The organism is Alcanivorax sp. UBA3183 (assembly GCF_002364155.1).
Taxonomy (GTDB): domain Bacteria; phylum Pseudomonadota; class Gammaproteobacteria; order Pseudomonadales; family Alcanivoracaceae; genus Alcanivorax; species Alcanivorax jadensis.
The window spans coordinates 15,794-30,006 of sequence record NZ_DEXN01000004.1 but is presented as its reverse complement, the minus strand read 5'-3'; the positions used below and the strand labels follow the sequence as shown (position 1 = coordinate 30,006).

Annotated in this window: 10 protein-coding genes; all 10 read right to left on the bottom strand. The window is 58.1% G+C overall.

Annotated features, from left to right (window positions below):
* Positions 1-461: 461 nt before the first annotated feature.
* The 10 genes from pelG to B3Q33_RS00850 all read right to left on the bottom strand — a co-directional run bounded on the left by pelG (position 462) and on the right by B3Q33_RS00850 (position 14,188).
* On the bottom strand, positions 462-1,832 hold the full coding sequence (pelG, locus tag B3Q33_RS00895) for an exopolysaccharide Pel transporter PelG (protein WP_272962379.1): 1,371 nt from the start codon (positions 1,830-1,832) through the stop codon (positions 462-464).
* Positions 1,832-3,352, bottom strand: coding sequence for a GT4 family glycosyltransferase PelF (gene pelF / locus B3Q33_RS00890; RefSeq protein ID WP_272962378.1), 1,521 nt, complete (start codon positions 3,350-3,352; stop codon positions 1,832-1,834). Before pelF ends, pelG begins: the two co-directional genes overlap by 1 nt.
* Positions 3,330-4,340 carry a hypothetical protein gene (locus B3Q33_RS00885; RefSeq protein WP_272962377.1) on the bottom strand — a complete coding sequence of 337 codons (1,011 nt, stop codon included), beginning with the start codon at positions 4,338-4,340 and terminating at the stop codon, positions 3,330-3,332. Before B3Q33_RS00885 ends, pelF begins: the two co-directional genes overlap by 23 nt.
* Positions 4,333-5,667, bottom strand: coding sequence for a PelD GGDEF domain-containing protein (locus B3Q33_RS00880; RefSeq protein WP_272962376.1), 1,335 nt, complete (start codon positions 5,665-5,667; stop codon positions 4,333-4,335). The genes B3Q33_RS00885 and B3Q33_RS00880 overlap by 8 nt, the downstream gene beginning before the upstream one ends.
* A complete protein-coding gene (locus B3Q33_RS00875) occupies positions 5,667-6,179 on the bottom strand; it encodes a hypothetical protein (RefSeq protein WP_272962375.1) in 513 nt (170 codons plus the stop codon). Before B3Q33_RS00875 ends, B3Q33_RS00880 begins: the two co-directional genes overlap by 1 nt.
* Before the next feature lie 9 nt (positions 6,180-6,188).
* Positions 6,189-8,957 carry a tetratricopeptide repeat protein gene (locus B3Q33_RS00870; RefSeq protein ID WP_272962374.1) on the bottom strand — a complete coding sequence of 923 codons (2,769 nt, stop codon included), beginning with the start codon at positions 8,955-8,957 and terminating at the stop codon, positions 6,189-6,191.
* Positions 8,954-9,829: a tetratricopeptide repeat protein gene (locus B3Q33_RS00865; RefSeq protein WP_035247737.1), complete on the bottom strand. Its 876-nt coding sequence runs from the start codon at positions 9,827-9,829 to the stop codon at positions 8,954-8,956. The genes B3Q33_RS00870 and B3Q33_RS00865 overlap by 4 nt, the downstream gene beginning before the upstream one ends.
* A complete protein-coding gene (locus B3Q33_RS00860) occupies positions 9,792-12,563 on the bottom strand; it encodes a bifunctional glycoside hydrolase 114/ polysaccharide deacetylase family protein (RefSeq protein WP_272962373.1) in 2,772 nt (923 codons plus the stop codon). Before B3Q33_RS00860 ends, B3Q33_RS00865 begins: the two co-directional genes overlap by 38 nt.
* Before the next feature lie 124 nt (positions 12,564-12,687).
* Positions 12,688-13,248, bottom strand: a complete 561-nt coding sequence (locus B3Q33_RS00855) for an HNH endonuclease (protein WP_272962372.1) — start codon at positions 13,246-13,248, stop codon at positions 12,688-12,690.
* A 301-nt stretch (positions 13,249-13,549) separates the two neighbouring features.
* Positions 13,550-14,188, bottom strand: coding sequence for a DUF3047 domain-containing protein (locus B3Q33_RS00850; protein ID WP_272962371.1), 639 nt, complete (start codon positions 14,186-14,188; stop codon positions 13,550-13,552).
* Positions 14,189-14,213 lie beyond the last annotated feature (25 nt).

Sequence of the window (14,213 nt, the reverse complement as noted above, 5' to 3'; positions counted from 1 at the left end):
AAATTGACCTGGCGGGCTAAACAGAAAGTCTACAAAGCGAATGTTTCGGCGAACAACTGTCCACATAATGCCAGGCGTCGATGAGGTCCCATCCATCGACTCCGGAGTTTTACTCCGTGATAGCTCTCCCGAGCCAAACTATTCACGGCGCCTTTTGGCGCCGTTTTTTTTGGGGGGGATGTACCGGGTAGCTACGAAGCCGCTGTAGGAGCGCCGCTTGAGGCGCGAACCGAGCGCGAGCGAGGGGACACGACAGAGGTATAGATCTGTCGGTCATTCTTTCTAAAACCTGTCGAGCCTTGATATTCCTGATTGCCCTGCGGGCAATGTCCTCGCTGAGGCTCGGTTCGCGCCTCAAGCGGCGTTATTCGCACGCTCACACTTCGGGCCGCACGGAACTGCGTGCGTTACTCCGCTACGCTCCGTTCCTACAGCGGTTATCAGAAAGGTTGCCTCGTAGCTCAATTCAACATAAACGTCGAATACTCCAGTTCTCCCATCTTCCGGTTCACCAGCCACAACCCCAGCATCACACACACCGCCAGCGACAGCAGGAAACCGAAGCCGAAGAATTGCGGACCCAGGTACAAGCTTATGCCGGTAAAGATCACGTTCAACACGAAGAACAGGCCGGTGAGCAGTACCAGCATGCGGCGCTGGTCCAGGTAGCAGAACACGTTGATGATGGCCAGGAACACCACCTGTAACGCCGTGGCCACCAGCTGGACTTTGAGCAACGGCAGGTACAAGTCGGTAATCCCCAGGGCCGCGAAAATCTGGGCGCCAGCCACCATGATCACCAGGGCCGAGATGGCCTGGATCTTGAGGATCTGGAAGATGCCCTGACGAATCACGAACACCATCTGGTTGCGCATCTCCTCGATATAGGACAACGACCCCCCTTCACGCACCGCATCGTAGAAATTGCTGTAGTACTCCACAAAGTCGGTTTCCATGCGCACCAGAAACACGGCCATGCCGGGAATCAGCGACAGGTAGGACAGGAACACCGGAATGTCATAGATCAGCGAGGCGTGCAGCGGACCAATCACCTCGCTCCCGGTGCCGCTGTAAAACCAGAACATGGCCTTGTCGGCCCATACCCCGGCGTTGTAGAAAAACCCCACCAACATCAGGCTGGGATACAGGTAACGGGGGCGAAACATGTCGAAGGACACCATGCTGAGCGCCGGATAGCCGCGCACGATCAGCACCAGCATGCCGGCGAGCAAGGTCACCTGACCCAGCAGAAACCCGAGCAACAGTCCTTCCAGATCGAGAAAGCGCAGCAACAAGGCACCTACCACGGTGATCCCGTAACCCAGGGCGTACAGCACCAGTATCGCCTTGTACTGTTTCATCCCCGACAGGAACACGGTGGCGATCCAGATATTGCACAGCACCACAAAGCTGGCCGCCATCAACACCCGGAACAGGATGCTCTGTTCCGGGAACAGAAACACTGCGGCAGCTAGCGACAGGACCCCGGCAATGACCGTGACCAGCAGGGTAACGCCGCCATAGTTCGGCAGAATCAAATCTTCGCGCTGCTCAAAGGCGCGGTCAGCACAGAAACGGGTAAAGGCCAGTTGCACGGTACCGGTGAGCACCAGGCTGATCGCGATCAGATAGGTGACGGTGACCTGAAACTGGGACACTGCGATATCCGGTACCACAGCCCCCAGGCTGAAAATACCGATAATCAGGATGCCGATAATCGACAGCACCCAAGGCCCGGAGCTGATCACGCCAGCATAGGCGTAGGCACGGATCAGGCCCAGCAAGGTATCCTTGCGCAGCAGTTTTCGCAGTTCGAAGCCGATACCTGCCATCAGCGCTCCCCTTCCAGCAAACCCTGATACAGCTCACGGTAGGAGCCGAACATCTGCTGCTGGGTGTACAGGGTTTCCACTCGGCGGATGCCGGCCTGCTGTGCCTCGTGCCAGGCCTGCGGATTACTGAGTAGGTTGGCCACCGCCTTACCCAGGGCTTCCGGGTCAGCAATGCCCACCACGGAACCGGCCGTGCCAAACGCCCGATCGTCTTCATCCAGCCCTTCGATCAGTTGGCGGCAGGAGCCCACATCCGTTGACACCGCCGGCACGCCAGCGGCAAAGCCTTCCAGCAATACCAGCGGCAGTGCTTCACTGATGGAGCTGAGCACCACCACACCCACTTTTGGCAGCAGCTCGTCGATCTTCTGAAAGCCAAGAAACTCTACATTCTTTTCCAAACCCAGGCTGGTCACCAGAGAACGGCACTCTGCAGCGTATTCCTTGTCTTCATCCTCGGGGCCGGCAATCCATCCCTTGGCGTCCGGTATCTCGTTAACCAGGGTGCGCATGGCGCGCAGGAAGGTTTTGACGTCCTTGATGGGGACTACCCGGCCGATCAGGCAGGCGGTCTGGGGTATCTCTTCACTCCGGGCAGCACGCACCTTTTCCATGCGTGGCAGGTCGATGCCATTGGGAATATTGAGCGTGCGCTCGGCGGGGGCGCCGTCTTCCACCTGCCGTTGCCGGTTACGCTCGTAAAGCGCAACGATGCGGTTCGATGACTGGTAACACTCGCGTCCCAGCTCGGTAAAGAAATTCACCCACTTTTCGCGAAAGTAAGCCATTTCTGCGTTGTTCTTTTCCACCAGCCCGCGGTTATCGCTGATCCATTCACTCTGGAACAGATCAATCTTGCGTTCCTTGGTGTAGATGCCGTGTTCGGACAGCAGCAGCGGCTTGCCCGTGCGCCGTTTCAGCATGGCGCCCAGAAAACCGGCATAACCGGTGGAGATGGTGTGATACATGCGCGCCGGGATCAGATTGGAGGCAATGTCATTCAGCACCCAGAGCGGTGCATGCATGATGCGGACGGTCCAGAAATAATCGACAAATGAAGGGTCCCGGCTGTATTCCCGATAGGCATCAGAAATGAAATCCCAGCTTGCCCGGCTATGCAAAAATGACTCCTCTGAGTAACAGCAGCCATCCCCCAGGCCATCCAACGTCTCGCCAAGCAGAGCTTCCCGCTCCGGAGAATGTTCGCCGGAACGCATCAGATCGTGTAAACGGCTCAAGCGATGATAGGCTTCGGGATCACCTTTTTTCGGTTTTTTTTGCGCGCCACGCTGGAAGTCATGCAGGTAATGCACCTCCAGATGAACCACATTGTCCGGCAGGGTGTATTTCATGTCGCCATAGTCTTCCGGGCGACTGCCGATAAAACAGCAGGCAAAGGTATATTCCGGAAACCCCCGGATGATCTGGTTTACCCAGCTAGACACCCCGCCGCTGACATAGGGAAAAGTCCCCTCCAGCAACAGACAGATGTCCGCCTTATCCGCTCTGGGCAGCGCCATAGCCCCTCCAGTACTCCACGGATTTATTCAGGGCAGTAAACTGACTGCCATCGGGAATCTGTTCCATCAATAAGCGCACCATGGGTAGTTGCCGACGTTGCAGGGCGATTTCTGCCAGCCAGGGATTGACCTGGGCCGGAGACAACCCCAGTCGGCGGGCGAATACCAGGGATTCCTGGGATTCCCCCAGGTTTCCCTGACTCATCTTGATGCGCCCGCGTAATAACCATAGCCCGGCGTCTTCGGGGGATTCCATCAGCCCCATATCGGCATAGAAGCTCGCCCGCTCCAGGGTCAAGGTCATGATGTCACCGCGTACCAGATCCTGATAACTCAGCTCCCAATACAACTCTGCAAGACGACGGGCAAGCCGGTAGCGACGAGACTCCTTGGCCCGCTCCAGCAAATGCAGGACACGGTCAATATCGCGGGTGATGTCTTTTTCCTTCTGGTCGAGAATACCGTAGGCAAGCAGGCGCAAATCCTCATAGGAATCTCCCAACGAATCACGCAGCAGTCGGCCGGTAATGCGCCCGGGCATGTCCTTGAGCACCAGCATTCCCTGAATCCGCAAGGCGTTGGGCGCAGTCTCACTGGTAAGCAAACTTTTCAGATCAATCTGCCGGAAACCGGCGCTTTGTTGATTGTTGACCGGTGTAAAATAGGGCTTTGCCACCTGGGAAAAAGGCAGCGGCATGAACAGTGCCGGCAACATCACACCCAGGGCAATGCCACCGATAATGGTCAGTAGCCCGATTGCAGGGATAAAAAAGGCAAAGGAAAAAATTAGTGCCAGTGAAAAGACTTTCGGCTCTCGAAAACGGGCCGGAAGAAAGGTCCACGCCACAGCGGACAACAAAGCCGACGCCAAGCCATGGGCGATCAGGTAAAGCAGAAAATAGGACAGCGAGCTGTTCTGACTGAGCAACAGCAGCAGCGAGCCCAGCTCGGCACTGATCGCATAGATAAGCAGCTTCCAGCTAGACACCGGCCACCTCCAGCAACTCGCGGAGCTGATCGCCAGGGTCACGCTCACCCAGTAACCGATGGTAGTACTTCACCCCGGCCTGGCGGAGGCTGAAGAAGGCATAGTCCTCCTGTAGCCATTTTTCCGTGCGCAGTACAAAACCTTCCAGACTGGAATCACCAGTCATCGGCATCATAATCATCAGCACGTTGTCATGGACCCACCAAGCCAGATCCAGACTACGTAGGCCCCGCGCCAGCGCTTCCAGAATCTGAGCGGCCTGTTCGCTGTCATCGGCCACAAACAGGGTCAGGGCGGTATCAACCCGCGCTTCACCGCGCAACCGGGAAAGCGCCGTCATTTCACTGGCAAAGCGGGTCGGCAGGTTCGGCCAGGTATCCAGCAGGCTGTCCACCTCTTCTCCGTAGTGCGCCACATCCGCATAGAAGTTCAGTAGCACAGAAAGCAACTGCAGGTTTTCATAATTCATGGACAGGAACGGCAACCGTTCCACCACCAGCACACCGATCATTTCCCCGGCACTGTTGGTCACCGGTGCCGCCACCAGATAGCGGCCTACATAGGCATCATCCTGGGTATTCTGCTGTACATGGGCGAGCATGCCGATGTCCAGGGCGTGGTTAAGCAGAGCATCGTGCTGATCCAGGGGTTTGTTCTCCCCCAGCAGGGCGGCGGCCTGGTCACTGATCTTGCCGTCCAATACCGGATAGAGAGCGGCGCGCTGCAATTGACAGTACTCCGCCAGCAAATTGATCAGATCATCCGCCGCCGGCAGGATTGTGCTGTCGCTTTCATCCAGGGTCAGATCGCGCAGACGGAACAGGGCATCACGCACGGTGTAGGGCCTGACCAGCAGATTCTCTTCCAGACGGTCATGGGAAAGGCGTAATAGCACATGACGCTGAGTCAGGTTTTGTAGACGCTCCAGGGCATAACTGGCAGCGCTTTCCGCCCGCTGCAAGCGAACCCGCCACAGGTCAGCGAATTCACCGCAGACCAGGCTGAGAATAAAACCGCCCAACATGGTGCCCTCGGGGAAATCCCAGTCCCCATAGAAATCCATATTGCGGAGCACAAACCAGCTGGCCAGCAGACACAGCATGCCAAACACACCGGCAAGGCTACCGTAACGCAGCGACACCAGAATGGGCACGAACAAGCCCCAGCGGAAGTTGGCATCCAGCGCCAGGGGATCTTCGGAACGTAACCATAGCCCCATTGAAACTGCCGCCACAGTCAGCAGTACCGCCTCCAGCACCACCCACAAGGGTCTTGCCGGCGGTGCCACCAGAGCAGGGATGACGGTGTTAGCCAGCCACTTTCGCATCAGCGAATGACCGGAGCCAGCAGCTTGTCGATGACTTTTTGCCCGGTCTGGCTGAGTGACGTTCTTGCCCAACCGGCGCGAGCACCGGTGCCGCTGTAGACGATTTTGCCGGAAGGCAGTTCGCGAATTTCCAGCATCACGCCCACCGCCGGTTCGCCATCTACGCCAGTCTTGTAACGCCATTCATGCACTACGCCGCTGACCACATACTGGGCCGATTGCGACTGCACCCAGCGATCCATCTTTTCCCTGTTGGCAGAGGAAGACGCTTCGAACAACAGCCCGTCATTACCGGTTTCCGGATAATTTTCCACCGCGGTCACACCCTGCCGGTAAAGCACGGATTCCACGATGGCCGCTGCCCGCAGCCCGGCCTGGGGGGTTCCGGTGCGATTTACCAGCGGCAACACCAGCCAGGTACCTTCCGCGTTCAGGGAAACTCCCTGACTACTGCGTACATGGGTGCAACTGGCCAGCATCAGCGCCAGCAACAAAACAACAACCTGTTTCATCTCATGCTCCTAGTAGTAAATCCTGTATTGCAGTTCAGCACGGTAGCTATCTTCATCGTTACCACCGGTGTTCAGTTGCCGCTCCAGTGACAGCTGCCAGGCATCCCGACCAAGCAGCGGGCCGGCCAGACCTAACCGGCCGATAAAACCGTCACCGGAAATGCTGTTATTCACATATCCCACCTCACCCCATCCCTGCAGGCGATGCGGCCGGATATGCACATCCGGCATGCCGAGTAACAAGGACGCTCCGGATTCATTGTAATCCTGCGGCAAGGGACCAGTGTCTGACCCGGGCGGCAGCAAGGTCCGAACCTCCGCCATGCTGTTACCCGTTTCGGTAAAGTCTGCGCGGGTATGTCGCAGGCGCAACCCCGGCGAGAAACGGGACAACCAGGGACGCCAGGTGCTTTGCAGATTGACGATACTGCCATCCCCCAGGGTCTGGTCGTTGAGATCCCGATACTGATAATCCGCCCAATCCACACTGCTCTGCCAGGTAGACTGGGGCGACCAATTGAGCTGGAACTGGCTGCCGGTGCGCGACCCGCCCAACAGCAACAATGAGGTTTCATCCGCCGGCATCCGCCACTGGTAACGCCAGCTCGCAGACCAGTCGGAGTGCCAGTTGCCCCCCACCTCCAGATCCGCGGTGGTTTCGCTGTTATCCAACAGTTGTCGCTGGCCCAGCGAAAAACGGTAACGATAGCGCTCACGCTGGTATTGCCACTCCAGGGTCAGCCATTGCTCCGCTTCATCCACATCAAGCTGGGTACGATCATTACTGCCAAACTCCCGTTGCCGGTAGCGTGCGGAAAAGGTGCTGTAGTCACTGAATGGCTGACTCTGGGTAAATGCCCAGTCAGTCATTTGCAAGGCACCCAGACGGCGCTGTTCCACCGCCAGTGCGCTGGAGCGAGCACTGGGCAACAACAGGGATTCCTGCTGATTGTTGGCGCCAGCCAGTTCCGGAGAGCCGGACTGCATGGCCATTAGCGTCGCGGTGGCGCGCCGTTCCTCGCCCAGTTCCACCTGGCTTCCCAGTTGCTCGGACAGCGTCAATTGACCGGCATAACGCTCACGAATCTGCGCCACGGCATCCCGGTCATTATTGAGCATGGCATAGGCCAGTGCCGACCCGGCATGCAGGGCGCCGGCAGCCTGCTGCTTGCGCAGGTACCAGGCACGGGCCAGTTCCGGCTCGCTATGCCCCAGCGCCCACTGGGCCAGCCATTCTGAACGGGCTTCGTCATCACCTTGCTGCTGGCGAATCTGTTGCGCCAGTTGCAGCGAACCATCTCCACCCTCAAACCGCTGGCTGAGCGCCAGACGCATATCGCGATACAGGGTCTGCTTGTCGTTACTGACCGGGAACGGCAATCGTTGATGCAAACTGCGCAGCACCGGCCAGGCCTGACCATCACGCCCTGCCGCAATCAGCGCCTGGGCATACTGCCATTGTCGCTCCCAGTCGTCGGGGGCGGTTTGCAGCAGACGGCTCTCGTAACGGACCGCCTGCTCGGCATGACCCAGCGCCATATGAGCGGCGGCCAGCACTTCCCAGTAACGCCGATCCAGACGGATGCCGGCTTCCCAGGCGGCAAGGGTCTGGGCCAGCTGAACATCATCACCACTGGCGACCAGCAGCCATAACCAGGCGATACGGGTTTCCCGGTCACCGGGAGCCAATTCCAGCGCCCGCTGTAACCACTGCGCCGCCCTTTCCATCTCGCCCTTGCGTAAAAGCAGGTTGGCGTAAAAACGCAGAAACGCCGGATCCTGATGCAATTGCGCGCGCTGGGCGTCACTAAGCTGGTGCAGAAAATCATCGATGGCCTGCCAGCGACCGGCATCCTGCATCTGATAGAGGGCGCCCATGGCAAAAGCCTGATCCCCATTGCGCTGCCAGGCCCGCTCCATCAGCGCCACGACTCTGTCGCGATCGTAATAACGGGCCAGGGTAATGTACTGGTACAGATCCGGCAGGGTGTCGTCACCCTGCTCCAGCAATGTCTGGTAATGACTCATGGCCGGCTGCCACTGTCCCAGCTCACTGGCCATAACCGCCAAACGGCGTGTCAGGTCAGGATCATAGGGCAGGTTTTCGGCATCACTGCGCAAATCGGAATAAGCCGTCTCACGCTGACCCTCAAGCCAATGGTAGCGGGAGACTTGCAATGCCATATCCCGCTCCGGGCCATAGCGATTCATGTACTGCCGCGAATAGCGAGCGGCTTGCTTTCTATCGCTTTGATTCCAGGCCAGACGCTGCATTTCCCACAGCACAGCCTGGCCCGGATAGCGCCGATGCCAGTCAGCCAGGAACACCAGGCCTTCATCCGGTGTGCCGAGCAACTCATATTGGCTGGCGATGGTAGCCAGCAGATCACGGTCCCGGGGGGACACTTCCAGCAATTCCTTGTAAACCCGCAACGTCAATTGGTGGTCGTAGGCCAGCGGCGCCCGCTGCCGAACCTGCTGCCAGGCCTGCGGATCGTCAGTGTTTTCCGCTACTTCCCACCAGGCTTTCAGGGCAGTACTGCTATCTCCCTGCCAGTCGGCGATCTGCGCCAGCCTCAGCAACCAGCGAATATCTTCGGGGCGCCAGTAGAGAGCATTGTCCACCACTTGACGAGCCCGTCCCAGATTGCCCGCCGCCACAAAAACCTCATAGCTATGGTCGTAGTAGCTCTCCACATAGGGCTCCGGCGCTTGGGCCAGAACAACGCCAGACAGGAATGGCAAAGGTAATACCAGAGTGAGAAGCAACCGCTTCATCGCTGCTCCCCACGGCCACTGAGACGCAACAACCGCACTGCATAGCGCTGGGCCTGGGCCAGGTTTCCACCGGCCTGGGCCAGGCGCATAAGGCGGTACAACACAGCCTTGTCCTGGAAATAGAGGTGTTCGTAGCGGGACGCAAAGCGCAAAGCCACGTCATGCAAACTGCCGGCTTCCAGGGAAGCCAGCGCCTCGAGAAAATACTGCTTGCGAACGGTCGCGTCAGCAGACGCCTCCATGGCTTCCCCATAAGCTAGCCCCGACGACAGGTAGTTACCCTGCCCTAACAGAACCCGTCCGGCTTTTTCATACCATTCGCCGGGCCGCTCGGCCTCAGTGGCAAGCAGCCGATAATAGCGCACGGTCTGTTGCACCTCCCCGAGCCCCAGAGCCATTTCCGCCAGTTCCCGGCGCTGGTCAGTAGTCAATGTCGACCAGTCCTGGCTGCGCACACTTGCCAGGGTCTCAGCCTGCAATCGGGAAGACCCACGCAGCTCCGGATCCATGGCCATCAGCCGCTTGAAATCCCACTGCAATCTCAGCCAGCGAACCTCCGACTGGTAACCCGCATCGGCGGCTTCTACTCGGTCCAGTTGCACATCAGCTTCGTCAAATCGCCCCAGAACAATCAATTCCCGGGCCATCAACAAACGCAGCTCATGATCATCCGGCTTAGCTTTCAGCCAGGCCTGCATGTAACTCAAGGTCACCGCATCCAGGCGCGCATTGCGCAACGTGACGGCCAAGTCCCGGGGAAATGCCAGCCAACAGACCACCAGGATCAACAACAGACAAGCGAACAACTCTGTGGGGCCAAGAACCCGTAATCGCTCAGTGCGAACAGTGTAGCCATAGCTCTTCGAGCTCATGCTTCGCACTCCTGTAGTGATAGAGGGTTCCGTCCCGGCGCACTGGTTTCAGTGGTTCATCGTTATGGTTAAGCGAGCAACCATCGGCATTGCCGATGGCAAATTCCAGGTTGGTGTGTCCTGCCAGAGAAAATTGCATGCCATCGTCATTGCGAGCAAATGTAGTCAGGCGGCCATTGGCCTGTTGCAGGTAAGGCAACGAGTTCGAACCGGACTGCCAGTGAGCGGCAGCACCGGACAAATGCAGGTAGCGGCCGGGACCGTCTTCCCGGTAGCCGGCGACCCCATGGGTATTATTGGTCAGGGCCGGTAGCGGCAGCGCCTCAGGTAATCGCAGGGTGCGCAGTTCGCCATTGCCTTTTACCCTCCAACCATCATTATCCCGGGCGATCACCATAGTGTTGAAATCCAGCACCTTGCGGGCATAGTCAGACGCAAATACCGGATGAAGCGGTTGCGACTGCGCCCAGCGATAGACCCTTAGCAAGGATTCCAGAGCTGCCGTCTTGCTGGCAATGTAGGTGTGGTAATAGATGTTCACCGGCTTGAAGCGATAGGGGCTTTCCGTCAGTTCGAAAGTCTCGAGCACCCGCTCAAAACCGTAGAAAGGGCCACTCCACTCATTGGTATAAATGTTTTCGTTCTGGTTGGGCGCATACACCTGGTATTCGTCACCCTTGGGCAGGCCGATTCCCTTGATCAGGGTCCAGGTGGGTGCACTGTGGGTGATGATGGTATCGCTGCCGTTCATATTCAGCAGGTTGCCCCGGCGTGCCGCAGCCAGCGCTTCAGGAGTGGGCAGGGTATCCCCGCTCCACAACACCATTTCGGTGCGCTTGCCCCCGGCCAGCAGGTTGTTGTTGATGTACTGTGCCGAACCGACCACTTCACGCACCGGGTCCATCTGGTAATCGGGGATAGGCAGGCGCAATTGCCCTTCGGGGCCATACAGCTCCCCTGGCATTTGCTGGGCGTCGTACCAGAAAAAAGGATGCGAATAGGTGTGGGTAGCCGCTTCCACTTGAGGCAAGGCGAACATTTCCCGGGCGATCTGCTCCAGCTCGGCGGACATTTTCGGGTAGAGGCCATAAGGCGCCACTTCGCCCTCGATCACCGAGATGGTAGTGGGCACATCAAAACGTTTAAGCACTTCCTCCAGCAATACCCGGGCATCGGTTTGCCCCTGATAACCCTTCACCTCGGCCAGGCTGGGAAAACCATCACCATCCATATGCGCGAAGAGCAAGCGCCGACCATTTTCTGTCGTCACATCCGGAATCGGCATGACCGGTAGCTGTAATGCCTCGCGAATGAAGGTGAGCGGATTGACCACCCAGCGATCCAGTCCTTCACCTTTCTCACCGGGCAATATCGAACGGATCATGAAGGGCTGGAAGACATAACCACCCCAGGGGGTCGTCGCCGCTGGCGTGTAGGTATGTTCCCCGGCGCGCAATTCCAGCCAGGGCTGGGCGGACGAATTGTGCAATGGCGACGACAGCTCTATCAGTTTGGGCAGTGCCAGCTCAAACCCCATGGCCTCATGCTGACGGGTAACCGTCGGCGGTGACAAGGGTGTAGGCCGACCCTCGAAACCGAAAGTCTGCGCATTGGGCCCCACCGGGTCCACCGCCGGGTAACCCAGCATGGCAATGGGAACGCCCGCATCTTTTTGTTCCACCAGCCAGGCCTCAAAATCCGCATCGGCCAGCTCTTCCTCTTCCAGCCACACGACAATACCGGCGTATCGTCCCTGCAGTGTGCCAGCTGGCATGGTGGAATTGATGGCACGGATATCAGGAACCAGCCCCTGGAACTGCAGTGGCATCAGCCCATAACGCACCGCATCGGAAAGCTCCCAGAATCGCTCATTGCTGCCACCATGAACCAATAACACTTGCCGGGGCAGCACCTCGCGCACGCCCAGCCCGAGCATGTCCAGCTCCGGATTGGTGATCCAGGGAATCACACCGTGACCCGCAATTTTCCTGGCAAGCTCTCGGGCTTGCTCACGCTCAGCAGGCGGCGCGTAGTCAATGGCAATGGTATCGACCTGGTACTGGTCACGCATAGTGGCAAACTGATTGAGCAACCACTGGCGGTCTTCCTCGGGAACCGGCGCATAACGCTGCTTGCCTGCCTCCCAGCGCTGGTAAAGTGACTCCGCCGCGATGGCATCCACCGGCGCCTCAACCAGCGGCATCAGTTCAAAGCCGCGATTGAAAATAAAACGTGCCTGGGGGTAACGCTGGGAGATCTGGTTGATCAACGTCGCTAACCCTTGCCGCTGTTGCTCCCGCTGCTCAGGTGTCTTGGCGACTAGCTGGTAGCTATCCAGGGTATCGAAGAAAAAGCCCCGGTACCCTTGCTGCCAGAGCGGCGCAATGACCTGCTTGAGGAGAAAATTTCGCAACCCTGGGGAAGACAGGTCGAAAATGTGGGAGCCCCAATCCGGATTTTCCCCCAGAAGCCACTCAGGTTTCAGGTTTGCAAAATACGGGCGAGATGCCAGGACTTCACCCAAGCTGACATAGGCATAGAAGCGCTGCTCGCGAAGCTCATCGGGCACGCCACTGGCTTGATCCGGCTCAACAACAGGAAAATCATAGATAGAGAGGGTGTGCCAAGGGATGTCAGGGCCGTAATAAAACGCGGTGGCTTGCTCAGAGCGTGGCTCTGCGCCAGCGGATGCCCCTATCAATACAAACAGAATCGCCAGACAAGAACGAATCAATGAATTCCCCAACTTACATAAAACCAAATTATCTTATATACCCATTCAAGGCAGCGTGAATAATGAGAGAAACATCATGCAACTCAAATACAACAAAAGGGCATTTGTGTAAAATCCCCCCACCTCACAAAAGCCGACTATTTTTACCAAACTGGCTGCGCAAAAACGCCATCTGGTCCCCGCGAATACGATGACTGTTTATCAAGGCCAGGTATTCGGCCATGTTTGGCACATAGGGCAGCGCCAATAGATCCATCTCGATCTCTTCCAGGCGCCGGTTGCCTTTGCGCTGGTTACAGCGTCGGCAGGCAGATACCACATTGGACCAGCGATCCCGGCCCCCTTTCGAGGTGGGGACAATATGGTCACGGGTCAGGACGTGTTCCGGGAAAGGCTTGCCACAATAGAGACACATATGCTGGTCACGGCGGAAAAGAGCCCGGTTGGTCAATGGCGGTGCCGGGCGCTTGTGAGGGTTGGCAACACCATCGCAGGCAATGATGGAATGCAGGGACAGGCTGGAACGCTCCCCGGAAAACCGACAGGTGCCACCCCGCAGACGGTAGATCACATCCCCCAGCGTCCAGGTGACCAGCCCGCGCGCATAAAGAGTGGCAGCCACCTGCCAGTCCAGCCATTCCACGGGAGTGCCGGTTTTATCGAGACGCAGAATGCGTTCACTCATGGGCTACCTCACGATCATTGCTGCGCCTCCAATAGGCACAGCCTTCCTGGTACGGCTCGATGCCGAGGCGCGGAACAGGATCTCGTAAACCAGTGACGATTCTGCGACAGCGGGAAAAGAAGACAGAGCCGCAAACAGACTGTGGGGTCTGAAGCAGGCGTAACGACTGCCTCCTGGATAGGGTCCACACAATAGTGGTGCCTTTGCCCGGTTATCTCTGATCAAGCAGCCGCAACCGCCTGATCACAAATACCGGATTGAACAAATAATAAACAGGGCAGCATCGGCACTGCAACTGCCACTATGAAGGGGTGGCGCGAAATTCAGGCAATCGGTAGCAACTGGTCACCGTTGCTCCCGTGTTATCTCCGTCGGTCATGATCGCCACCGCATCCACGCTGTCCACGTCCATGTCATGAAAGCGACGGAAATCCTCGCGTACATTTCGAGCAAACGATTGCCAGGGGCCGGCACCGCCCGGCCCCTGCACCACCACCATCACCGCCTGGGAGGCAAAAGGGTTGGGCCAGTACGTGCCCGGCGCCGCTTGCCGGGACCAGACATAGTTGATCGCCCGGGTCTGCCAGGGCAGCCAGCCCTTCTTCACCACATAGACCCGGGCCTGGAAATCGTCCCCGGCCTTGATCTGCTCATCGACCTCTGGCCAGTCCGCGATCTGGTCAGCACGCCACTGCCAATGCAGATAGGGGGTGCGGGTTATATCCACCGTGCTTTCCCTGGCCAGGCCGGACGCCGCCCCCTGGGCTCGGCTTTGCCAGCAACCGGCTTCCAGGCGATAGTCGGTCCTGCCCTCGAAAACCACTTCCCGCCAGCCTTCCGGCACCGCCGAAACCGCCCTGACAGGCAACAGAGCCAAAGACAAAAACAGCAGCACTGGTATACATTGGACCAACGGGTCACAAACAGGTCTCGTTTTCATGGCCGCGTTTCCTAGAATAGACATC

Coding starts and splice junctions, on each gene's coding strand:
- B3Q33_RS00865 (WP_035247737.1), bottom strand. CDS start 9,829: ATGAGCTCGAAGAGCTATGGCTACACTGTTCGCACTGAGCGATTACGG.
- B3Q33_RS00855 (WP_272962372.1), bottom strand. CDS start 13,248: ATGAGTGAACGCATTCTGCGTCTCGATAAAACCGGCACTCCCGTGGAA.
- B3Q33_RS00870 (WP_272962374.1), bottom strand. CDS start 8,957: ATGAAGCGGTTGCTTCTCACTCTGGTATTACCTTTGCCATTCCTGTCT.
- pelG (WP_272962379.1), bottom strand. CDS start 1,832: ATGGCAGGTATCGGCTTCGAACTGCGAAAACTGCTGCGCAAGGATACC.
- B3Q33_RS00875 (WP_272962375.1), bottom strand. CDS start 6,179: ATGAAACAGGTTGTTGTTTTGTTGCTGGCGCTGATGCTGGCCAGTTGC.
- B3Q33_RS00880 (WP_272962376.1), bottom strand. CDS start 5,667: ATGCGAAAGTGGCTGGCTAACACCGTCATCCCTGCTCTGGTGGCACCG.
- pelF (WP_272962378.1), bottom strand. CDS start 3,352: ATGGCGCTGCCCAGAGCGGATAAGGCGGACATCTGTCTGTTGCTGGAG.
- B3Q33_RS00850 (WP_272962371.1), bottom strand. CDS start 14,188: ATGAAAACGAGACCTGTTTGTGACCCGTTGGTCCAATGTATACCAGTG.